Below are 17,198 nucleotides of genomic sequence, written 5' to 3'. Positions count from 1 at the left end.
CGGCGCAACCTGTGATCGATGGTCCGGTGGTGGCGGAATATCACCTCGATACCGATGGCGACGGACAGAATGAGCTGGTGACCGATGTCACCACCAGCGCGCAGGACCGTTATGTGATCCTGTCGGATGACAGCGCCGCGCCGTTGGTGATCGGGCCGCTCTGGGCCAGCCATCTGGGCGAGGCGGGGATTGCTTCGGCCAAGGCCGGAACCCTGACGATCCTCATGGGCTGTGATACCTGCGGGCGTTCTGGGCATCGGCGGGAATGGCATATTGTCTTCCGTGAGGGCGCCTATCTTCTGGCAGGGCTGACCGAGATCCAATGGGACAGGCTCTTTGCCGAGAGTGCAAGCTGTGATGCCAATCTGTTGTCCGGTCGGGCGGATATCTCGCGTGACCCCGATCTGACGGGCGCACGTGTCAAGATCGCCGAGGCGGCTCCGCCGCTTGCGGGGCTGCCGGTGACGTTTCAACCTGCCGCCTGCCGCGAGCTTATGGACGGGTTCTGGGCCGCGCGATAGGGCTCCAGAGGATATCGTCGATATGCGGCGCGCCGGTGGCCAGCATCACCAGCCGGTCAAACCCGAGCGCGATGCCCGAAGCGTCGGGCATCAGCTCCAGCGCTTGCAGGAACTCCTCATCGAGCGGATAGCGCTCGCCATAGATCCGCTCCTTCTCGTCCATCTCCGCCTCGAACCGGCGGCGTTGTTCGGCGGGGTCGGTCAGCTCGCCGAAGGCATTGGCCAGCTCTACCCCGCAGGCATAGAGCTCGAACCGCTCCGCCTCGCGCGGATCATCGGCACAGGGACGGGCAAGGGCCGCCTCGGCTGTGGGATAGCGGTCGAGCGCGGTGATCCGCCCGTGGCCCAAATGGGGCTCCACGCGGTCCACCAGCACTTTTGACACGATATCCGACCAGCCATCATCCTCGGAAATGGCAAAGCCTACCCGCGCGCATTCCGCCGCCAAGGCCTCGCGGTCTGTCGAGCCATCGGCATGGCAGCTGGCCAGCAGGTCAATTTCTGCATATTGCCGGAAGGCCGCGGCCACGGAGATCCGCTCGACCGGCGCGAAAGGATCGCAGGTCATGCCGCGATATTGCAGGTGATCCGCCCCGCAGGCCCGCGTGGCAATGGCCAGCATCGCGTGGGCATCCTCGATCAGCCGGTCATAGGGCTCGCCCGCGCGATACCATTCGAGCATGGTGAATTCGGCGCTATGGCGGGTGCCTGCCTCGCGGTTGCGCCAGACATGGGCGAAGGCGAAGATCCGTGGCTCGCCCGCCGCCAGGATCTTCTTCATCGTGAATTCGGGAGAGGTATGCAGATACATCCGGTGCGCCACCCCGTCATGGCCGAGGAGGTCGGTGGCAAAAGCATGCAGATGGGCTTCGTTTCCGGGGCTGGTCTGCAGGCAGGCCGGATCGGTCTCGAGAAAGTCCTGATCGGCAAACCACTGCCGGAGCGCTGCCTGAATCCGGTTGCGCGCCAGCAGAAGCGGGCGGCGGTCCGCATGGCGATGGGGGTGCCACCAGGGTGTTTCGGTCATCTCTTGCACTTTCGAACAGGCTTTGAACTGGAAATCCGTCTCCAGATGGTTTAGGCGACGGGGCATCCGGGCGCCAGTCTTCACGCAGTGCCTGAGCCTCATTTGCCCAAGCGGGCATTCGTTCAAAGGAAATGCAATGGTTAAAGTCATCGCCTCGCAGCTGCGCAAGGGCAATGTCGTCGAAATCGACAGCCACCTTTATGTCGTTCTGACGGCTGAAAGCTTCCACCCCGGCAAGGGCACCCCGGTGACCCAAGTCAACATGCGTCGTATTTCGGATGGCACCAAGGTCTCCGAACGCTGGAAGACCACCGAAGGCGTGGAGCGCGCGCATGTGGAAGAGCGTGAATTCGACTTCCTCTACGAGGATGGCGAAGGCTATCACTTCATGGAACCCACCACCTACGAGCAGGTTGCCGTGTCCGATGACGTGATCGGCGATGCGAAAGTGTTCCTGCGTGATGGTCTGCGCGTCTGGCTGAAAACCTATAATGATGGCGTGATCGCGATCGAACTGCCGCAGAAGGTCACCGTGGAAGTCGAGGAGACCGAGCCGGTTGTCAAAGGCCAGACCGCTTCTTCGTCCTACAAACCCTCGACCTGCACCGGTGGTATCCGTGTGATGGTGCCGCCGCATATCGGCGCAGGCACCCGCATCGTGATCAACACCGATGATCTGGCCTATCAGGAACGTGCGAAAGACTGATTTCGCTACGGTGTAAGACAGCGAGAGGCGTTCCGAACGGGGCGCCTTTTTTCATGTAGGCTGGCGAATGGCGGCGTGCAGGCAATGCGCCAGATCAAAGAGCCGGAACTGTAACGGTTCTATGACGTTCATCAGAAGACCCTTCAGGAGATCCTCTGTCATGATGTCCGACAGCCTGCACTATTTCGCAAATCGCCTGACGGACCGTCCGCTGGGTCCGTTCCATCTGCAAGACATCTACGGGCCGCAATGGGCGGCATTTTCGGCCGAGGACCGGCTGCGACTGGGGCGCGACTTTCTGGCGCATGTGCGTCAGGGGGCGATCCCGCAGGTGCATGATAGCGGTGAGTGCGACCCGCAGGGGCGGGTCTTCAGGAAGGATTGAGCAGGTGCGCCGTCACAGCTTGCGCAGACGCACCACCACATCCACCGATGCGATCTCGTAACCTTCGGGGGGCTTGGGCAGTTGGGTGATCTTCATCTCTTCCTTGGGGGCATCCGAGATACGCGCCTCGTCTTCCCAGAAGAAATGCGGGTGATCGTCCATGCGGGTGTCGAAATAGCTGCGCGTGCCATCAACGGTGACTTCGTGCATGAGCCCCGCATCACAGAACGCCCGCAGCGTATTGTAGACAGTGGCCAGAGAGACGCGCTCTCCTGCATCCTGCGCGGATGTATGCAGCATCTCGGCGGTGACATGCCGGTTCTCGCCATCGCCCACGAGCAAGGACGCCAGCGAAACCCGCTGACGGGTGGGGCGTAATCCCCCTTTGGCAAGCCATTGCTGGCCACGGTCGCGTGCGTTGGGTGCCATAGGTCGTCTATCTCCTGAGGCCCAATATGCGCCCTGAGGGCCGGAGATTCAATCGAGCTTGGCGAAAACTTCGTGAAATTCTCGGTCTTCGGCCGGGGCTTGTCTTCGGGACCGGTCGTTCCTAGCTCCATTTCACCCATGCCCGAGGGTGCGAGCAGCCTTGCGTCCGCGCCCAGACGGGTGTTAGAGGGAACGAAACTAGACCCAAGGGGGGAATGATATTCCATGGCAGGCTTTCCGACGAGCTTCGACCGGGACGAACTACTGAAATGCGCAAGGGGCGAACTGTTCGGCCCCGGCAACGCGCAATTGCCCGAACCGCCCATGCTGATGATGGACCGTATCACCGATATCTCGGGCGATGGCGGCGAATTCGGCAAGGGGCATGTTGTGGCCGAGTTCGACATCAAACCCGACCTGTGGTTCTTTGACTGCCACTTCCCCGGCAACCCGATCATGCCGGGCTGTCTGGGCCTTGACGGTTTGTGGCAGCTGACGGGCTTCAACCTCGGCTGGCGTGGCTGGCAGGGGCGCGGCTATGCGCTGGGTGTGGGCGAGGTCAAGCTGACCGGTATGGTTCGTCCCGACCGCAAAATGCTGACCTACAAGGTTGATTTCACCAAAGCCGTGCAGACCCGCCGTCTGACCATGGGTGTGGCCAACGGGATCGTCGAAGCCGATGGCGAGGTGATCTACCAGGTCAAGGATATGAAGGTCGCTCTTTCCGAGAGCTGATTGCCAGAAATTACGAGGAGGCCTGCTATGCGCCGTGTCGTTATTACCGGTCTGGGCGTTGTCAGCCCGATCGGCAACTCCGCCGAAGAAGTCACCGCGAGCCTGCGCGCAGGCAAATCGGGGATCACCTTCCAGCAAGACTATGCCGATCGCGGGTTCCGCAGTCAGGTTGCCGGTGTGCCGGAAGTGGACTTCGAGGCGCTGATCGACAAGCGCCAGCTGCGCTTCATGGGCCCGACGGCGGCCTATGCCTATATCGCCATGCAACAGGCGATTGCGGATTCGGGTCTCGCCGAAGATCAGGTCTCGAACGAGCGCACGGGTCTCGTGGCAGGCTCGGGTGGCCCGTCCACCTCGAGCGTGTTCCAGGCGCATACGATCACCGTCGAGAAGGGTAGCCCCAAACGTATGGGCCCGTTCATGGTGACCAAAGCCATGTCCTCGACCGTCTCGGCCTGTCTCGCGACGCCGTTCAAGATCAAGGGTGTGAACTACTCGATCACCTCGGCTTGCTCGACCTCGGCGCATTGCATCGGCAACGCGGCCGAGCTGATCCAGATGGGCAAGCAGGATGTCGTGTTCGCCGGTGGCGGCGAGGAGGTCGATTGGACGCTTTCGTGCCTCTTCGATGCGATGGGCGCGATGTCGTCCAAATATAACGACGCACCGGCCACCGCTGCACGCGCGTTTGATGCAACCCGTGACGGGTTTGTTATTGGCGGCGGCGGCGGCATTCTGGTGCTCGAAGAGCTGGAGCATGCCAAGGCCCGTGGCGCCAAGATCTATGCCGAAGTGACGGGCTATGGCGCGACCTCGGATGGCTACGACATGGTGGCCCCTTCGGGGGAGGGTGGCGAGCGCGCGATGCGGCTGGCCACCTCGACCCTGCCGGCAGGCCGCAAGATCACCTATATCAATGCGCATGGCACCTCGACCCCCGTGGGCGATGTGCGCGAGGTCGAAGCTGTCCGCCGCGTGCTGGGCGAAGACCATGCGCCGATCTCCTCGACCAAGTCGATGACCGGCCATGCGCTCGGGGCGGCGGGCGTCAACGAGGCGATCTATTCGCTTCTGATGCTGCAGGGGGGCTTTATCGCGCCCTCGATCAACGTGACCGAGCTTGATCCTGCGCTGCGTCCCGAAGAGATCGCGACCCAGATGATCGACAATGTCGACCATGATTCTGTTCTGTCCAACAGCTTCGGCTTTGGCGGCACCAACGCATCGCTCGTCATGAGCAAGTTCCAAGAGTAAGAGGACGCCATATGGCCGAGTTGATGAAGGGCAAGCGCGGGCTTGTCATGGGGGTGGCGAATGACCGCTCCATCGCATGGGGGATCGCCAAGGCTCTGGCCGAAGAGGGGGCCGGGCTGGCCTTCTCCTACCAGGGCGATGCGTTCGGCAAGCGCGTGCAGCCCTTGGCGGAATCGCTGGGCTCTTCCTTCCTGGTCGATGTCGATGTGACCGATGATGCGTCGATGGATGCCGCTTTTGCCCGTCTGAAAGACGAGTGGGGTAGCCTTGATTTCATCGTCCATGCGATCGCCTATTCCGACAAGAACGAGCTGGCGGGCCGTTTCATCAACACCACCCGCGAGAACTTCAAGAACTCGCTCTCGATCAGCTGCTTCAGCCTGATCGATATCGGCCGCCGTGCCGAGGAACTGATGCCGAATGGCGGCTCGATCATCACGCTGACCTATGCCGGTTCCAACCGTGTGACGCCCTTCTACAACGTGATGGGTGTGGCCAAGGCCGCGCTCGAATCCTCGGTGCGCTATCTGGCCAATGATCTGGGCCCGCAGGGCATCCGCGTGAATGCGATCTCGCCCGGTCCGATGAAGACGCTGGCAGGGGCGGCCATCGGTGGCGCGCGTAAGACTTTCCGCCATACCGAAGCCAATAGCCCGCTGCGCTCCAACGCGACGCTGGAATCGATCGGCGGCACGGCAGTGTGGCTCTCGTCGGATTACGGTGCCTGCACCACCGGCGAGACCATCATGGTGGATTGCGGTTATCACGTTCTGGGTATGCCGCAGAGCGAGAACCTGTAATCGGGTAGATGGAATTGAAAAAGGCCCCGAGGAAACTCGGGGCCTTTTTCATGAGGTGACGGAAACCGCAGCAACCGTTGGGAGGTTGAATTTCCCGAGGACCTGAAAAATCAGGTGGGCGCCAGGTAACAAGGCCAAGACCCTGACAGAGCCAGCTCCCTCGGAATCGGTATAGGCCACTGGAAAGACGTTCCCGTTACGAGAAGAGCAGTAACCGTCTCCCCACAGATAGGAAAGCGCGCGGGGCTTCGCAAGCCCCCTCGTTCAATCTTACGCGCTTTCGTGAGAGGGCAGGGGCTGGACTTATGTTCGCGCTTCGTTCATCCTGCAGTGCATGTCCGATATGCAGACCCTCTCCGACATGCAGCCCGGCCAGATTCTGGCGCGTGGCATGGCGCGCGCGCTGACCGATCTGGGGCTGGCCTCGGTGCTGGAAATGCCCCTGCGCCCGCGACTGCGCGCCGATGTGATGGCGCTCTCGCGCAAGGGCGAGATCTGGATCATTGAGTGCAAATCGAGTCGCGCCGATTTCATGTCGGATCACAAATGGCAGGGCTATCTGGACTGGTGCGACCGCTATTACTGGGCCGTGGATTCCGATTTTCCACAGGAGCTTCTGCCGGAGGAGACGGGGCTCTTCATTGCGGATGGCTATGGGGCGGAGATGCTGCGCGAGGCACCCGAGGCGCGGCTCGCGCCCGCCCGCCGGAAGGCTTTGACGCTGGATTTTGCGCGGATCGCTGCAGCGCGGCTTCAGGGCTATCGGGATCCGGCTGTGCCGGTCCTGCCCGAGGCCGCGCGCTGAGATTATTTCTTTTTCTTGCCGGATTTGCCGGAGCTGGCTTCGGAGGCGATCAGACGTGCGGCATCGGCGGCAGCGCGCAGTTCCTCGGCGATTTCCTCGGCCTCATCGGGGTCGAAATCCATCGGCAGATCGATGCCGTCGCCCTCGAGGTAGATTCGCACCATGCCGAGATCGGTCGGGCCGATCTGGAGATTGGCACTGGTGTCGTGTTCGCTATTGATGCTCATAACGGTGCTCCGGTTGTGGCTTTGCGCGTTGCCTAGACGTGATTATTCCATGAGGCAAGGAAAATGCCAAAAACCTGTTACACCCCCCTTGCAATCCCCATTCGTAATCGGTAAATCCCGCCTCACGGTGCCGCTTTAGCTCAGTTGGTTAGAGCGCTGGATTGTGGATCCAGAGGTCCCCTGTTCAAGCCAGGGAAGCGGTACCATTTTTCAATAACTTAGATGAAACGTCGCTCCGAGTTGTAACGGGTTGTATCCGTTTGTTGTGACGTTGTGGCCGCGCCTGATTCACGTGGAACGGCGCAGTTTCACCACCTCGGCCACCGAAACATTTTTCTCCCTGATATAGCGGTCGGTCGTGCGCATGTTGGTGTGGTTCGCCTGATGTTGCAGCTGAATCGGTGTGGCGCCATGGCGCTTGGCATCGTTGATCGCACCGGCCCGCGCATCCATCATCTTCAGCTCCTTCGGCAGGCCCGCCGCCCGGGCCGCCAGCCGGAACATCCGCGCCCAGTGGTGGCGGTCGTAGGGCATCCCGTTCTTGTCGACGAAGACCGGCCCAGTGCGGTTATTGACCGGCGTCTCGTCGAGGCGCGCCCGCAGCTCGGGCACCGCGGTGAGATCGAAGACCATCGCATCCGAATCGCTGCGCTCGGTCTTGGAGGGCGTCTTGCGGATCTGCGTGAGATCGGCGTCGATCATGTCCCATGTGAGCCCGTCCTGCCAGCGCCGGCCGCCGCGCATGATCCCGGTCCGCTCGTCATCCGTCGGGCGCAGATACTGCCCGCGTACATCCACTGCCCTGAGCGCAAACCACCATTGCATCATGTAGCCCGTGGCGAAGGCGCGGTAGCCCAGCTCGTCGGCCTTCTCGATCACGGCTGCAATCTGCTCGGCCGTGGGCGCGATGGTGCGGGGCTTGGGGGATTTGAAGCGCGTCTTCGAGAGGATCAGCGAGAGTTTCGCCGCGCCCTCGAACTCGATCTGCACGCCGTAATTGACGAAGATCCGCAGAAGGCGGAAGGAGGTCGCGATGAAATGGATGCTGCGCCCGTTTTCCTTCATCGCCGCTTCCCAGCGCCGGATTGCCGCGTAATCGGCATCCATCACCAGCATGTCGCCGATCGCGCCGCGCCAGTAATTGCCATAATGGCGATATTGCTCGCGGGTGTTCTGTTTTACATCGCGGATGGGCGAGATCTCGTCGCTCAGGTAGCGGGCGATGAGGTGGTGGAAGGTGCCGAACTCGAGGCGTGTCTCGTTCTCGGCCGTCTCCATCCAGCGCACCATATCGCGGGTCAGCTCTCGCGCAAGCGTGGCGCGTTCCTCGTCGCGGTTGTCGCCCGCGAGCCCGGGCAGGGCGACCGGCCCCACGACATAACCCATGCCCTGCGCGGTCTTCGTGGCGCGCCAGTAGACGCGGCCTTTCGATTTGACGGTGCAGGGGGCGTAGTGCGGGTCGGACCCGTCCCAGAGCGCTGACTTAAAACGCATTCTTTCTTTCCTTCAGTCGGTGAGCCGTTTCGGCGGGGGCCGGTGCGGTCATTCCGTCGCTCACGCGGCGGCGTTTCTCGATCCATGCGATGACATCGGCCTTGATGGTGAGGCCGGTCAGCGGATCGCGTTTGGGGAAGCCTTCACGCCCGAGCTTGTCGCGATGGCTGCGGAACCACGTGATCCGGCGGCCGAGCGTGGCCGCGACCCATTGATCCGAGCCATAGGCCGATACGGGGGCGAAGGTCGCGTCCCAGGTTATGTCGGATCCGTGGAAATTGTGGTAATGTTCTCCCATCAGCGGCTTCCTTTGAATAGCAGGAGAATGGTGAGGCAGGCGGCAAAGGCCGCGCCGGCGATGATGGCGATCAGCATGCGGGGTTCAGAAGTCGATCTCGGTCGGCTCCTGCTCCTCGCGCAGCCGCCGGAGCTCCTCTGCCACGGTCCTGCGGATCATGTTGCCAAGCGCCCGCCCGCTGGGCTTTTGTGGGCTTGGTATCTGGCGGAGGGTGGCTTGACGCGGTGCTGTCTCAGGGCGTGCGGCCAGAAGGCTCTGGTCGGTGTCCCAAGGCGCGCGCGAGAGGCTCACCTGCCGCGTCGAATAATCGGTCTTGCCCAGCCCGTCGGGGATGGTCACCGCGCGCCTGTTCTGGCGGCGCGGTTTATCTTGTGGAGTGGCATGTGTCTGCATTGGCCGTCCTTCCATTCAAGGCGGCGGAAGCGGCGAACCGTTACGGAGATGTCGGGCAAAAGGCCGCTTGCGCTTTTCGGGCCCGCGTTGAGCGGGACGGGGTGGAGCTTGGGGCAACGCCTCGCAGGGCGCTGGCCGAAGCCCATAGGGGCGGGTGGTGCTGGCCCTTGTCCCGTTGCAGCACCACCCGATCTGACCCCGTGGAAACGCCGGAAAACGCGGGGCCAAATTCTGTCAGTCCATCCCGAGCGCCTGCTTGTAGATGTCCATGATCGCCTCTTCCTCGGCGATGTCGTTCCTGTCGCGTTTGCGCAGGGCGATGATCTTTTTGAGGATCTTGGTGTCGTAGCCGCGGGCCTTGGCCTCGGCCATCACGTCCTTCTGCTGCTCCGCGATATCCTTCTTCTCGGCCTCGAGGCTTTCGAATTGCTCGATGAATTGACGCAGCTCGTCGCCGGTCACTTGATAGGCTTTGTCCTCGGCTACCTTGAAATCGGCATCGGGTTTCGTCGGCGGTTTGCCGGCATTGGCGCGGCTGATGCTATGGGCCGTACGGGCGAGGAGCTCGGGCGTCTCTGTATTTTGGGGGATGGGCGTCATGGCGTTCACGATGGGCTCCTCGAGAAAAGTCCGGGCGGCGGCGAGTAGCGCACCGCCCGGCAGTTGGGTTGCGAGCAGTTCACAGGCAACCGATTTCAGAAGGCAGGGTTCTCGGCCTGCCATCGGGCGCAGGTGATCTGCGCCAGCGGGTCGAGATGGATCAGCAGGAACAGGATGGCGGCGCCAATTCCGAGCGCGGCCCATATGGGCGATCTCGGTCGTTTTGCTTGGTAAAAGGTCTGCATGACGCGGCTCCATCCTGAGGGGCGGCAGGCTCATATGTCGCTGCCGTTGTGATGAAGTTAGTGACCCGTTTGGTCATTTGCAACAATAAAAATGACCAAACGGGTCACTACGCGTAAAGTTGGTCGAAAATGGCTTGATAACGACGCTTCCGATGTGCACTGTTTGTTCTCATGATTATTCGGAGCAAATGCGGTTTAGATGTCTTATAGGAATGCTGATTGTCGCCTCTACCAATTGGCGAGGCGCGCTATTTTTACAGGGGAAAGCCTGGATCAGTTGGCTTGTAGTCTTGCTTCGACCGATCGCATCTTGGTTGCCAATTCTAATGGCAACGTGTTCCATCTTCCAAGGATCAGGAAGTCCAGAGTGACGCCGTATCTCTCGCACAGCAAGGCTGCTGTGGTGTCCGAGATGGGGCGTTTGCCATTTTCGAAGCGGGACCAGTAAGTCCGCTCGATGCCGAGCGCATCGGCGATTTCGGATTTTTCCATGCCCAAAGCCTCCCTGAGAAGAGTGAGGCGATGCCCAATTCGTTCTGGGCGCATTTCGGAATATGTGTGCTCCGACAGGAGCTTTTCTTGGGCGTTGCTCATGTCCCAATTCTGGCCTGTGACCAAATTGGTCGCAATTTCCATTATGTCCACCTTGACCAATGACCAAAACGGTCATAACGATTGGGGCTATGGAACACAGACCGATGATCATCGAAATTCTCGAACGCTGGCCCTCGCGGAGGGCGCTGCTCGAGGATGCTCGCGTGTTGCGTCCGGACATAGAGCTTGTCGCCGTGCATCGCTGGTTTCAGCGGGGGGTGATCCCGGGAGCCTATGACATCGCACTTTTGCATGGAGCCGGACGGCGCGGCATCGAGCTGACGCCACAGGAATTGCTTTCCGCACGTCGGGCATATGACGCCGCAAACCAGCGGCAGGAGTTCTGATGATTTTCCGCATGTGTCCATCCTTTTACTATTTCCCGATCACTCACGTTGGGGAAATCAAAACGCTTGCGAAGGTGACGCGATGATCCAGACGAAGATCCGCGAGGATATTTCCGAAATTCTCTCCGAACTGCTGGTGACCGATCGGGGCCCCGCGCGGTTCCAGCCGGCCTATGAGCAGTTCGCAGGGCAGATGACCGATCCGGCGCAGTTCTCGCGCCGGCGCAATGGTTCGCTCGACTGGACGATCATGGATGCGATCGTGATCCAGCATGTGACGAAATCCGACCGCATCAATGATTACATGCGCAGCCTGCGCCGCAATCAGGTGGCCATGTCGCCGATCGCCGAGGCGGCCAGCCTGATCGAGATTGCGGCCAGCATCTACAAGGAGAGCGGCGAGGCGGCCTCCGAGGTGGCCAAGTGCGGCGATCAGATTGACGCGATCACCCATGCCAATGTGCTTCGCGAGCTGGAGGAGGCGCGCGATGCCGTGCTCACCGCGCTCGATCGGATCAAACGCCTGCCGCTGGCCACGGTGCCGAATGTGGTCCGCCATGAACGCGCATGAGGATTGGGCCGCTTTGGCCCGCGCTGCCAAACCGCTCGACTGGTCTGGACCCATCATCTTCGGGGTGGATCCGGTCGAGGCCGCCAAACGCTCGGGCGGGCGGATCGTCTATGTCTCGACGCCGCTGGTGCTCGATGGGTGGCAGATCCCCGAGACCGTGGTGCTCGATGCCGCACGCGCGGCAAGCGAGCTGGCGCGCTTCAGGGTGGGGGCGGTGTCCCCGGTGGTGCTCGGCGCCGCCTATCTCGATGCCGATATGCATCTGGGCATCCGCGACCCCAGACAGTGGTCGCGCTGGGTGGCGCCGATCCGCAACACGGCAGGCGCGATCTGGGTGCCGGCAAGCCGCGGCTGGTCGCGCTGCCCGCAGGTCTGGGCCGATGTGCAATGGGCCGCCTCGCACGGGGTGCCGGTGATGGTCGAAGCACAGGAGATGGGTCATGGGCGCTAAGCCGGTTTTCTCGGTCGTAAGCGAGGACGGGCTGCCGGATTACCCGATCTCGGCGCTCGACCGGCTCGACAGCCATTACTTCGTGACCTTCAACCTCAAGCGCTGGCGCGGGAGCGAGTTCCGGCGCGGGGCCTATACCGATCCGGAGGTGGGGTTCTTCGGGATGGAGCTGTTCTGGGCCGCCCAGGACGAGACGCCGATCGGAACACTGCCTTGCGATGATGAAAGCCTTGCCTTCCTTTTGCGCATGCCCGTGGCGCGCTGGCGTGAGCTGAGCAGCCGCGTGGTGACGCCGCTTCATGGCTGGCAGCCGGTGCAATGTGATAATGGCCAAAGGCGGCTCGCGCATCCGGTCGTCACGGCGGTCGCGCTGGAGGCGCTGGGATCCAAACGCCGCAATGATGCCAAACATGCCGATGACCGGATGAGGAAAAGGCTTGGCACCATCGCGGGGCATCTGGCAAAGAGCATACCGGGCGGGGCGCGGATCGCGGAAAGCGAAGAGCGCCTGAACGCGATCAGCGACTGGATCGAGGCCGCTTATCCGGGCGGCAGCGCGACGCTGAAGCGCATCCGCGAGGCGCTCGAGGATCTGTCGAGCCGTGGCTGAGCCTTCGAAAACTTCCACAAATCCTCCTGAAATCTTCCACCGGAAGAAACAGAAATTTTTGCGGAGGATTTTGGAGCTTTTTATTTTTTCCAAAAACCGCGCCGCTGAAAAGAAAAGAGAAGAAATGACAAGAAATGAAATCTTCCGGTCCGGCGCAAAAATCGACGGGCGCGCCTGTGGATAACTCGGGATCTGCTGAGAAAAGGAGAGGTGACATGGACAGTGCGGAACAGGCGACCGGCGAGAAGCGTGTGCGGGCGGTGCTTTTCGAGCCGCTCCTGCGGCTGGGGCTCGGGCGCCCCTCGACCGTGACCAAGGCGGGCTTCGAGGAGATGGTGGCGGAGGTGAGCGGGAAGCTCGCCTATATGTCGGAGATCAATCTTGCGGCGCTCAAGGAAGAGATCGCGGCCCATCCGGGCGGGGCGCGCAAGGATCGTATCTGGGCGGGCCCGCAGATCCTCGACAAGGCGGGCGATATCGATCCGCCCGAAGATACCGGCAGCCCGCTGATGCGCGCGGTCTTTGCGAGCGGAATGGGGCGCGAGGCTTTTCGCGATGGCTGGGCGCCCGAGTTGCGCCGCGCGGTCAAGGATACCCGCCGCTGGCCCAACGTGTTCGCCGCCAGTCAGCTGCGCGAGAAGGCGCGGGAAAACCTGCGCCGCCTGATGCTGATCGAGGAGAGTATGGCCGCCGGCCGACATGTCTCCGATGACGACATGGCCTTCCGCCACCGGCGGCGGGCCGCAATGGAAAAATGCGAAGCAATCGCGCAACTGGCGCAGGCAGGAGACAGGGCATGAGCAAGGCAATGCGGAAGCTGAAAGTATCGATGGCGGCCTCGCCATGGGATCTGGGCCAGACGACGGCGGCGCAGCTGCGCGGCAAGACCTTCGAGAAGGTGATCGTGGTCGATCGGGCAACGGGCAAGGCGGAAAACCCAGAGGGCGCGATCCGCGCGCGGCGCGAGACATGGGTGGACCGTTACGAGCGCAAGGAACAGCTCACCGCAGCACAGGCCCATGTGGCGCGGGCGCTGGCCTTTGCCGCCGAGGGCGAGCGCCAGCGTGATCCGCTGGCCGCCTTGGGTGTCGTCGATGCGTCGGGGCAGGTGGATCGGGCGGCGGCCTATGTGGACCGGCGCCGGCGTTTCCACCGGATGTGGGCCGATGTGCCGCAATTCGCCCGTCCTGTGGTCGCGCATGTGGTGCTGGGGGATGGGTCTCTGGGCAGTTTGTGCGGTGGAGGTCGGGATCAGGCGCGACATCTGGATCGCCTTCAGAGGGGCCTCGAGGCGCTTGTGGAACGGTGTCAGAAGAAAAAGGATTGACGCGGAAAACTAAAGCGTCCAGATTGGCATCATCGCAAGAGCTGCGCCCGGAACGGATAAAACCGTTGCCGGGCTTTTTCATGCGCGCTTACATGGCCTCCTTGACGCCGATCCTGATCAGCCACCAGTTCACCGGAAACGCCGTCACAAATCCGCAGAGCATGGCGATCTGCATCACGAACCAGAACTCGACCGAATTGGTCCGCAGCTCGGTGCCCAGCACCTGCGGGAAGAGCCAGAAATGGGCGATGGCCATGAAGCCATACATGCCGATCTGCCACGAGGTGAGCGAGGCGGCATCTGCTTTCACGGCCTCTTTCAGGGCTTCGCCTCTGGAGATGTCGCGCATCGGCTTGATGGCGAAATACTGGAACGCGACACCGAAGCCGAAGGCGAGAACGAAATCGAGAACCCAGACGGCAAAGATCTTCTCGGCGAAGATCCATTGCCAGCCGAAGGCCACGGCCACCGCCGGAAGGAGGAAGGCCAGCCATTCGGCGATGATATCGCCCAGGGTGCACCCGCTGCCGCAATGGAGCGCGCCTTTGGCGACGGTTTTCATGGTCGGGCCGGACATATTGTGCCCGTGATCATGACCGTGATCATGACCGTGGCCATGCTGGTGCCCGTGATGGTCGTGATGCTGTTCCGTCTTGAGCGGCGCGCGGCCCACCGACAGGTAGAAGCCCAGAACCAGAACGCTGCCGAAGAGCGCGCAGAGCGGCCAGACGAGGTTCATGATCCACATATGCTGCGGCCTCTTTCGCTCGTCCTGCGCGATCCAAATGGCGCAGACGATGGCGAGGGCGAGAGAGATGAGGGCGACGATATGCAGGGCGAGGGGCAAAGCGGGCTCCTTTTCAATGGGGACAGGGTCTCAATGGGCCCATCCCCGAAAAGTTCCGCTTCAGGCGTCACTCTGCATGTACTCGACCTCGATCTCGTTGAGGATGTCGTAGGAAGGGACCAGATCGACACCTAGATGCTCGCTCAACTCCTCATGGATGGAGAGCGCCATGCGCTTCTCCTCGATCAGCCGGTCGATGACCTCGAGGCTGGTTTCATCCTCGCCGCTCTTGGCGACCTCCTCGCTCAGATGGGTGAGTTCGGTGATCGCTTCGACCAGTCGGTGTTGCTCGTTTGTGAAGTAGTGCATCGGTATTAAGGAGGCTTATCAATGGATGTTGACTAGATCTACTCACGCGCCGGTTGCGCTGTCTATTGCAAAGGTCCGGACAAGCAGGGTGACCTCGCGCCCTCAGGACGTAGAAACCGATTAAAGCTTTCGAATAAACCTATCAGAGGAATGAATGAAAAATATCAGTTATTGAAAATGGCTTCCGGTGTCAGTTGCGGCGATAATAAGCGGGCTACTGATTCTCTTTCGGGCGAGAAGGGCGCGCCCCGTCCGGACGTCTTTCCAACGGCTAGAGACCGAGTGGAGGTTTCTGTTTCCAGATATCGGTAAAATTGGCCAGAGGCGTCCGCTCCAGATCATGGCGGACTGTTTCGAGGAGTGGCAACTCGACATCGAGGCGCTCGCAAAGGGCGATATGATCTGCCAGCGCGACATGCTTCTGGGCGAGCAGGTGGCTGAGCGTGAGAAGCCTCTCGCTCCTATCGGCCCCTTCCTCGGGTTCGCGGCGGGCGATGATGCTTTCCAGCTCACGGATGGATTCGACCAGCCGGCGTTGCTCGTTAAGAAAATAGGGCATACTTGCTACTGCCTCCCCACCAACGTGTGTTGATAATGGTAATCGCAACTTTCCGATGTGTCTACGTCGCCTTGCTCAAACTCGCGGCATGACCCGTGTGGGCATGAAATCAGGAGAGCCCGATGCCTAACCCCATCCTCGACACCTCCGGCTTCACCACCGCGCTCGACACGCTGGCCAAGCGCGATGTGGTGATCGCCTCGACTTGGGCGCTCAATGATACGGTGGAGGAGGCGCGGGCGCAGGTGGCCGAGCGGATGACGGTTGTCTTCGACCGGCCCACGCGGTTCACGCAGAATGCGTTCCGGGTTCGCAAAGCCCGCAGCTCCGATCTGGAGGCGTCGGTCGAGGAGCGGGCCACGATTGGCCGGCGCCATTACCTGAAGGTGCAGGAAGAGGGCGGGCCACGGGGGCAGACGGGGTTCGAGAAGCTGCTTTCGCAGAACCTCGCCTTCGAGGGAATCATCCAGTCGGTGATCCCTGCCGAGGGCGCGCGGATCGATGCCTATGGCAACTGGTCGACGGGCGAGCGCAATCAGGTGCTCTCGGTGCTGAATGCCCAGCGGGACCGGTTGGCCAACGAGACGACGGCCTCGCGCAAGCGCAAACCCAAACGGGCGCGCTACTTCGTGCCCAAAGCGGGGCTCACGCAGGATATCTACAAGCGCGGGCCGTCGGGGATCGCCGAGCGGGTGGCGATCCTGTCGGACAAGGTGCCGGTCTATCAGAAACGCTTGGGCTTCTTCGCTGAGGCCGAACGGATCTACGAGACCCGACTGCCCGCAAACTTGGGCCGGACACTGGCCAAGATGATCGCCAAGCGGTTCGGGTAAGGCCGATCAGGCCCACCCAAGGCCGCCTAACGCCCACGGGTCCTTCCGGGGCAAAGCTCGCATGCGGGTAATTCGCACCCCGTGACGTTCACCTGTTTCCGGGTTTCCCGCAGGTGGGGTTGGGGTTGGGGTTGTTGTTGTTATTCTCGAGATTGGAGGACGTGTCCGATGGACAACCTTGTCACGCTGGCGGACGGGAGCGTGCTCAATACCGCGCTCTATCCGCTGCCCGACGGGCTGTCGGATGGGGTGATGAACCGCGCGCAACTCGCCATTGCCTTCAATGTCTCCGAGAACTCGGTGACCAAATGGGTGGGCCAAGGCATGCCGGTGCTGACAGCGGGTCAGAACGGCGTCTCCTACGAGTTCCAGCTCTCGCATTGCTATGCCTGGCGTAGGACGCGGGATGAACAGAGCCGCGCGACCAAGGCCTCGCGCGAGGCGCATGCGATGCAGGCGTCGCTCGCCTTCCGCAACCTCGATGAGGAGCAGGAAGAGGAAGAGGGCGGGCTGACCGCCAAGCAGCTGCGCGAATGGTCCGAGGCCGAGTATCACCGCAACCGCGTGGCCGAGCAGCGCGGCGAGCTGGTGCGGGCGGCCAGGGTCTCCGAGCTTCTGGAAGACCTGATCGGGGTGGTGGCCACAGCGCTCGGCACGATGCCCGACCATCTCGAGCGCGATCTCGGGCTCGGGGTCGAGGAGGTCGCGAAGGTCGAGGCGCGCTGCGACAAGGTGGTGATGAAGATGCGCGAGCGGATCGAGCGGTCAATCCTCGGTGCGGGCGTGGTGGAGGATCTGGCGGAGTTCCGTCAGGACGAGATGGGGCTTTAG

The 17,198-nt window shown here is 61.8% G+C and carries 27 protein-coding genes, 1 tRNA gene, 1 other RNA gene and 1 pseudogene; 17 read left to right on the top strand and 13 right to left on the bottom strand.

Annotation, left to right across the window (positions count from 1 at the left end; genetic code table 11):
* Positions 1 to 11 precede the first annotated feature (11 nt).
* Positions 12 to 521, top strand: a complete 510-nt coding sequence (locus VSX56_RS16575; protein ID WP_350938691.1) for a hypothetical protein — start codon at positions 12 to 14, stop codon at positions 519 to 521.
* Here the strand turns inward: VSX56_RS16575 and epmA are convergent.
* On the bottom strand, positions 493 to 1,548 hold the full coding sequence (gene epmA / locus VSX56_RS16570; RefSeq protein WP_350938689.1) for an EF-P lysine aminoacylase EpmA: 1,056 nt from the start codon (positions 1,546 to 1,548) through the stop codon (positions 493 to 495). The genes VSX56_RS16575 and epmA overlap by 29 nt on opposite strands.
* Positions 1,549 to 1,684: 136 nt before the next feature.
* On the opposite strand from epmA, the gene efp reads away from it, so the two are divergent.
* Together efp and VSX56_RS16560 are read left to right on the top strand one after the other, a co-directional pair.
* Positions 1,685 to 2,254: an elongation factor P gene (efp, locus tag VSX56_RS16565; protein WP_339113292.1), complete on the top strand. Its 570-nt coding sequence runs from the start codon at positions 1,685 to 1,687 to the stop codon at positions 2,252 to 2,254.
* A 160-nt stretch (positions 2,255 to 2,414) separates the two neighbouring features.
* Positions 2,415 to 2,639 carry a DUF1413 domain-containing protein gene (locus VSX56_RS16560; protein ID WP_339113291.1) on the top strand — a complete coding sequence of 75 codons (225 nt, stop codon included), beginning with the start codon at positions 2,415 to 2,417 and terminating at the stop codon, positions 2,637 to 2,639.
* Positions 2,640 to 2,651: 12 nt separating this feature from the next.
* On the opposite strand, the gene irr is transcribed toward VSX56_RS16560, so the two are convergent.
* On the bottom strand, positions 2,652 to 3,068 hold the full coding sequence (irr, locus tag VSX56_RS16555; RefSeq protein ID WP_339113290.1) for a Fur family transcriptional regulator Irr: 417 nt from the start codon (positions 3,066 to 3,068) through the stop codon (positions 2,652 to 2,654).
* Between the two features lie 225 nt (positions 3,069 to 3,293).
* Between irr and fabA the strand changes: the two genes are divergently transcribed.
* The 3 genes from fabA to VSX56_RS16540 are packed head-to-tail and all read left to right on the top strand — an operon-like array spanning position 3,294 to position 5,857.
* Positions 3,294 to 3,803, top strand: a complete 510-nt coding sequence (gene fabA / locus VSX56_RS16550) for a bifunctional 3-hydroxydecanoyl-ACP dehydratase/trans-2-decenoyl-ACP isomerase (RefSeq protein WP_339113289.1) — start codon at positions 3,294 to 3,296, stop codon at positions 3,801 to 3,803.
* A 27-nt stretch (positions 3,804 to 3,830) separates the two neighbouring features.
* Positions 3,831 to 5,057, top strand: a complete 1,227-nt coding sequence (fabB, locus tag VSX56_RS16545) for a beta-ketoacyl-ACP synthase I (protein WP_339113288.1) — start codon at positions 3,831 to 3,833, stop codon at positions 5,055 to 5,057.
* A gap of 11 nt (positions 5,058 to 5,068) precedes the next feature.
* Complete coding sequence (locus VSX56_RS16540; RefSeq protein WP_350938685.1) at positions 5,069 to 5,857, top strand: enoyl-ACP reductase FabI; 789 nt, start codon at positions 5,069 to 5,071, stop codon at positions 5,855 to 5,857.
* Between the two features lie 58 nt (positions 5,858 to 5,915).
* Here the strand turns inward: VSX56_RS16540 and ssrS are convergent.
* Positions 5,916 to 6,074: non-coding RNA, 6S RNA (gene ssrS, locus VSX56_RS16535), on the bottom strand.
* Between the two features lie 117 nt (positions 6,075 to 6,191).
* On the opposite strand from ssrS, the gene VSX56_RS16530 reads away from it, so the two are divergent.
* On the top strand, positions 6,192 to 6,662 hold the full coding sequence (locus VSX56_RS16530; RefSeq protein WP_434096050.1) for an MmcB family DNA repair protein: 471 nt from the start codon (positions 6,192 to 6,194) through the stop codon (positions 6,660 to 6,662).
* Positions 6,663 to 6,664: 2 nt separating this feature from the next.
* On the opposite strand, the gene VSX56_RS16525 is transcribed toward VSX56_RS16530, so the two are convergent.
* The gene (locus VSX56_RS16525; RefSeq protein ID WP_339113285.1) at positions 6,665 to 6,889 is read right to left on the bottom strand and encodes a DUF6324 family protein; all 225 of its coding nucleotides are present in this window, start codon (positions 6,887 to 6,889) and stop codon (positions 6,665 to 6,667) included.
* 129 nt (positions 6,890 to 7,018) lie between these two features.
* On the opposite strand from VSX56_RS16525, the gene VSX56_RS16520 reads away from it, so the two are divergent.
* A tRNA-His gene (locus tag VSX56_RS16520) sits at positions 7,019 to 7,095 on the top strand.
* 82 nt (positions 7,096 to 7,177) lie between these two features.
* Here the strand turns inward: VSX56_RS16520 and VSX56_RS16515 are convergent.
* The 6 genes and pseudogenes from VSX56_RS16515 to VSX56_RS16490 form a co-directional block, all read right to left on the bottom strand.
* Positions 7,178 to 8,383, bottom strand: a complete 1,206-nt coding sequence (locus VSX56_RS16515) for a tyrosine-type recombinase/integrase (RefSeq protein WP_350938681.1) — start codon at positions 8,381 to 8,383, stop codon at positions 7,178 to 7,180.
* Complete coding sequence (locus VSX56_RS16510) at positions 8,373 to 8,681, bottom strand: hypothetical protein (RefSeq protein WP_350938679.1); 309 nt, start codon at positions 8,679 to 8,681, stop codon at positions 8,373 to 8,375. The genes VSX56_RS16515 and VSX56_RS16510 overlap by 11 nt, the downstream gene beginning before the upstream one ends.
* Positions 8,682 to 8,765: 84 nt before the next feature.
* Positions 8,766 to 9,074: a hypothetical protein gene (locus VSX56_RS16505; RefSeq protein ID WP_350938677.1), complete on the bottom strand. Its 309-nt coding sequence runs from the start codon at positions 9,072 to 9,074 to the stop codon at positions 8,766 to 8,768.
* 234 nt (positions 9,075 to 9,308) lie between these two features.
* Positions 9,309 to 9,551 (bottom strand): annotated as a pseudogene (locus VSX56_RS16500) (DUF2312 domain-containing protein); the annotation flags it as partial.
* A 218-nt stretch (positions 9,552 to 9,769) separates the two neighbouring features.
* Positions 9,770 to 9,919: a hypothetical protein gene (locus VSX56_RS16495; protein WP_350938675.1), complete on the bottom strand. Its 150-nt coding sequence runs from the start codon at positions 9,917 to 9,919 to the stop codon at positions 9,770 to 9,772.
* 273 nt (positions 9,920 to 10,192) lie between these two features.
* Positions 10,193 to 10,555: a helix-turn-helix domain-containing protein gene (locus VSX56_RS16490; RefSeq protein WP_350938673.1), complete on the bottom strand. Its 363-nt coding sequence runs from the start codon at positions 10,553 to 10,555 to the stop codon at positions 10,193 to 10,195.
* A gap of 62 nt (positions 10,556 to 10,617) precedes the next feature.
* On the opposite strand from VSX56_RS16490, the gene VSX56_RS16485 reads away from it, so the two are divergent.
* From VSX56_RS16485 to VSX56_RS16455, 7 genes are all read left to right on the top strand, one after another.
* The gene (locus VSX56_RS16485; RefSeq protein ID WP_350938671.1) at positions 10,618 to 10,860 is read left to right on the top strand and encodes a hypothetical protein; all 243 of its coding nucleotides are present in this window, start codon (positions 10,618 to 10,620) and stop codon (positions 10,858 to 10,860) included.
* 82 nt (positions 10,861 to 10,942) lie between these two features.
* A complete protein-coding gene (locus tag VSX56_RS16480; protein ID WP_350938669.1) occupies positions 10,943 to 11,431 on the top strand; it encodes a hypothetical protein in 489 nt (162 codons plus the stop codon).
* On the top strand, positions 11,418 to 11,882 hold the full coding sequence (locus VSX56_RS16475; protein WP_350938667.1) for a DUF1937 family protein: 465 nt from the start codon (positions 11,418 to 11,420) through the stop codon (positions 11,880 to 11,882). The genes VSX56_RS16480 and VSX56_RS16475 overlap by 14 nt, the downstream gene beginning before the upstream one ends.
* On the top strand, positions 11,872 to 12,492 hold the full coding sequence (locus tag VSX56_RS16470; RefSeq protein WP_350938665.1) for a hypothetical protein: 621 nt from the start codon (positions 11,872 to 11,874) through the stop codon (positions 12,490 to 12,492). The genes VSX56_RS16475 and VSX56_RS16470 overlap by 11 nt, the downstream gene beginning before the upstream one ends.
* Positions 12,485 to 12,676 carry a hypothetical protein gene (locus VSX56_RS16465; RefSeq protein WP_350938663.1) on the top strand — a complete coding sequence of 64 codons (192 nt, stop codon included), beginning with the start codon at positions 12,485 to 12,487 and terminating at the stop codon, positions 12,674 to 12,676. The genes VSX56_RS16470 and VSX56_RS16465 overlap by 8 nt, the downstream gene beginning before the upstream one ends.
* A 31-nt stretch (positions 12,677 to 12,707) precedes the next feature.
* Positions 12,708 to 13,292 (top strand): hypothetical protein, encoded by a 585-nt coding sequence (locus VSX56_RS16460; RefSeq protein ID WP_350938661.1) that lies wholly within the window; start codon positions 12,708 to 12,710, stop codon positions 13,290 to 13,292.
* Entirely contained in the window at positions 13,289 to 13,819 is a 531-nt protein-coding gene (locus VSX56_RS16455; protein ID WP_350938659.1) for a hypothetical protein, read from the top strand. Before VSX56_RS16460 ends, VSX56_RS16455 begins: the two co-directional genes overlap by 4 nt.
* A gap of 88 nt (positions 13,820 to 13,907) precedes the next feature.
* Here VSX56_RS16455 and VSX56_RS16450 read toward each other — a convergent pair whose 3' ends face one another.
* The 3 genes from VSX56_RS16450 to VSX56_RS16440 form a co-directional block, all read right to left on the bottom strand.
* Complete coding sequence (locus VSX56_RS16450; RefSeq protein WP_350938657.1) at positions 13,908 to 14,666, bottom strand: DUF4396 domain-containing protein; 759 nt, start codon at positions 14,664 to 14,666, stop codon at positions 13,908 to 13,910.
* A 60-nt stretch (positions 14,667 to 14,726) separates the two neighbouring features.
* On the bottom strand, positions 14,727 to 14,975 hold the full coding sequence (locus VSX56_RS16445) for a hypothetical protein (protein ID WP_339113274.1): 249 nt from the start codon (positions 14,973 to 14,975) through the stop codon (positions 14,727 to 14,729).
* Between the two features lie 271 nt (positions 14,976 to 15,246).
* Entirely contained in the window at positions 15,247 to 15,534 is a 288-nt protein-coding gene (locus VSX56_RS16440; RefSeq protein WP_350938654.1) for a hypothetical protein, read from the bottom strand.
* A gap of 122 nt (positions 15,535 to 15,656) precedes the next feature.
* On the opposite strand from VSX56_RS16440, the gene VSX56_RS16435 reads away from it, so the two are divergent.
* Entirely contained in the window at positions 15,657 to 16,367 is a 711-nt protein-coding gene (locus tag VSX56_RS16435; protein ID WP_350938652.1) for a hypothetical protein, read from the top strand.
* Between the two features lie 168 nt (positions 16,368 to 16,535).
* Complete coding sequence (locus tag VSX56_RS16430; protein ID WP_350938650.1) at positions 16,536 to 17,198, top strand: DUF1441 family protein; 663 nt, start codon at positions 16,536 to 16,538, stop codon at positions 17,196 to 17,198.

The organism is Thioclava kandeliae (assembly GCF_040297545.1).
In the GTDB taxonomy this organism is placed as follows: domain Bacteria; phylum Pseudomonadota; class Alphaproteobacteria; order Rhodobacterales; family Rhodobacteraceae; genus Thioclava; species Thioclava kandeliae.
This window is presented reverse-complemented; position numbering and strand designations above follow the sequence as displayed.

Bases quoted from the DNA above. Each gene is read 5' to 3' on its own strand.
- VSX56_RS16475 (WP_350938667.1), top strand. From the start codon at position 11,418: ATGAACGCGCATGAGGATTGGGCCGCTTTGGCCCGCGCTGCCAAACCG.
- epmA (WP_350938689.1), bottom strand. From the start codon at position 1,548: ATGACCGAAACACCCTGGTGGCACCCCCATCGCCATGCGGACCGCCGC.
- fabA (WP_339113289.1), top strand. From the start codon at position 3,294: ATGGCAGGCTTTCCGACGAGCTTCGACCGGGACGAACTACTGAAATGC.
- VSX56_RS16530 (WP_434096050.1), top strand. From the start codon at position 6,192: ATGTCCGATATGCAGACCCTCTCCGACATGCAGCCCGGCCAGATTCTG.
- VSX56_RS16525 (WP_339113285.1), bottom strand. From the start codon at position 6,889: ATGAGCATCAATAGCGAACACGACACCAGTGCCAATCTCCAGATCGGC.
- VSX56_RS16470 (WP_350938665.1), top strand. From the start codon at position 11,872: ATGGGCGCTAAGCCGGTTTTCTCGGTCGTAAGCGAGGACGGGCTGCCG.
- VSX56_RS16485 (WP_350938671.1), top strand. From the start codon at position 10,618: ATGATCATCGAAATTCTCGAACGCTGGCCCTCGCGGAGGGCGCTGCTC.
- VSX56_RS16505 (WP_350938677.1), bottom strand. From the start codon at position 9,074: ATGCAGACACATGCCACTCCACAAGATAAACCGCGCCGCCAGAACAGG.
- VSX56_RS16460 (WP_350938661.1), top strand. From the start codon at position 12,708: ATGGACAGTGCGGAACAGGCGACCGGCGAGAAGCGTGTGCGGGCGGTG.
- VSX56_RS16440 (WP_350938654.1), bottom strand. From the start codon at position 15,534: ATGCCCTATTTTCTTAACGAGCAACGCCGGCTGGTCGAATCCATCCGT.
- VSX56_RS16515 (WP_350938681.1), bottom strand. From the start codon at position 8,383: ATGCGTTTTAAGTCAGCGCTCTGGGACGGGTCCGACCCGCACTACGCC.
- VSX56_RS16445 (WP_339113274.1), bottom strand. From the start codon at position 14,975: ATGCACTACTTCACAAACGAGCAACACCGACTGGTCGAAGCGATCACC.
- VSX56_RS16490 (WP_350938673.1), bottom strand. From the start codon at position 10,555: ATGGAAATTGCGACCAATTTGGTCACAGGCCAGAATTGGGACATGAGC.
- VSX56_RS16540 (WP_350938685.1), top strand. From the start codon at position 5,069: ATGGCCGAGTTGATGAAGGGCAAGCGCGGGCTTGTCATGGGGGTGGCG.
- efp (WP_339113292.1), top strand. From the start codon at position 1,685: ATGGTTAAAGTCATCGCCTCGCAGCTGCGCAAGGGCAATGTCGTCGAA.
- fabB (WP_339113288.1), top strand. From the start codon at position 3,831: ATGCGCCGTGTCGTTATTACCGGTCTGGGCGTTGTCAGCCCGATCGGC.
- VSX56_RS16455 (WP_350938659.1), top strand. From the start codon at position 13,289: ATGAGCAAGGCAATGCGGAAGCTGAAAGTATCGATGGCGGCCTCGCCA.
- VSX56_RS16495 (WP_350938675.1), bottom strand. From the start codon at position 9,919: ATGCAGACCTTTTACCAAGCAAAACGACCGAGATCGCCCATATGGGCC.
- VSX56_RS16435 (WP_350938652.1), top strand. From the start codon at position 15,657: ATGCCTAACCCCATCCTCGACACCTCCGGCTTCACCACCGCGCTCGAC.
- VSX56_RS16430 (WP_350938650.1), top strand. From the start codon at position 16,536: ATGGACAACCTTGTCACGCTGGCGGACGGGAGCGTGCTCAATACCGCG.
- VSX56_RS16560 (WP_339113291.1), top strand. From the start codon at position 2,415: ATGATGTCCGACAGCCTGCACTATTTCGCAAATCGCCTGACGGACCGT.
- VSX56_RS16480 (WP_350938669.1), top strand. From the start codon at position 10,943: ATGATCCAGACGAAGATCCGCGAGGATATTTCCGAAATTCTCTCCGAA.
- irr (WP_339113290.1), bottom strand. From the start codon at position 3,068: ATGGCACCCAACGCACGCGACCGTGGCCAGCAATGGCTTGCCAAAGGG.
- VSX56_RS16510 (WP_350938679.1), bottom strand. From the start codon at position 8,681: ATGGGAGAACATTACCACAATTTCCACGGATCCGACATAACCTGGGAC.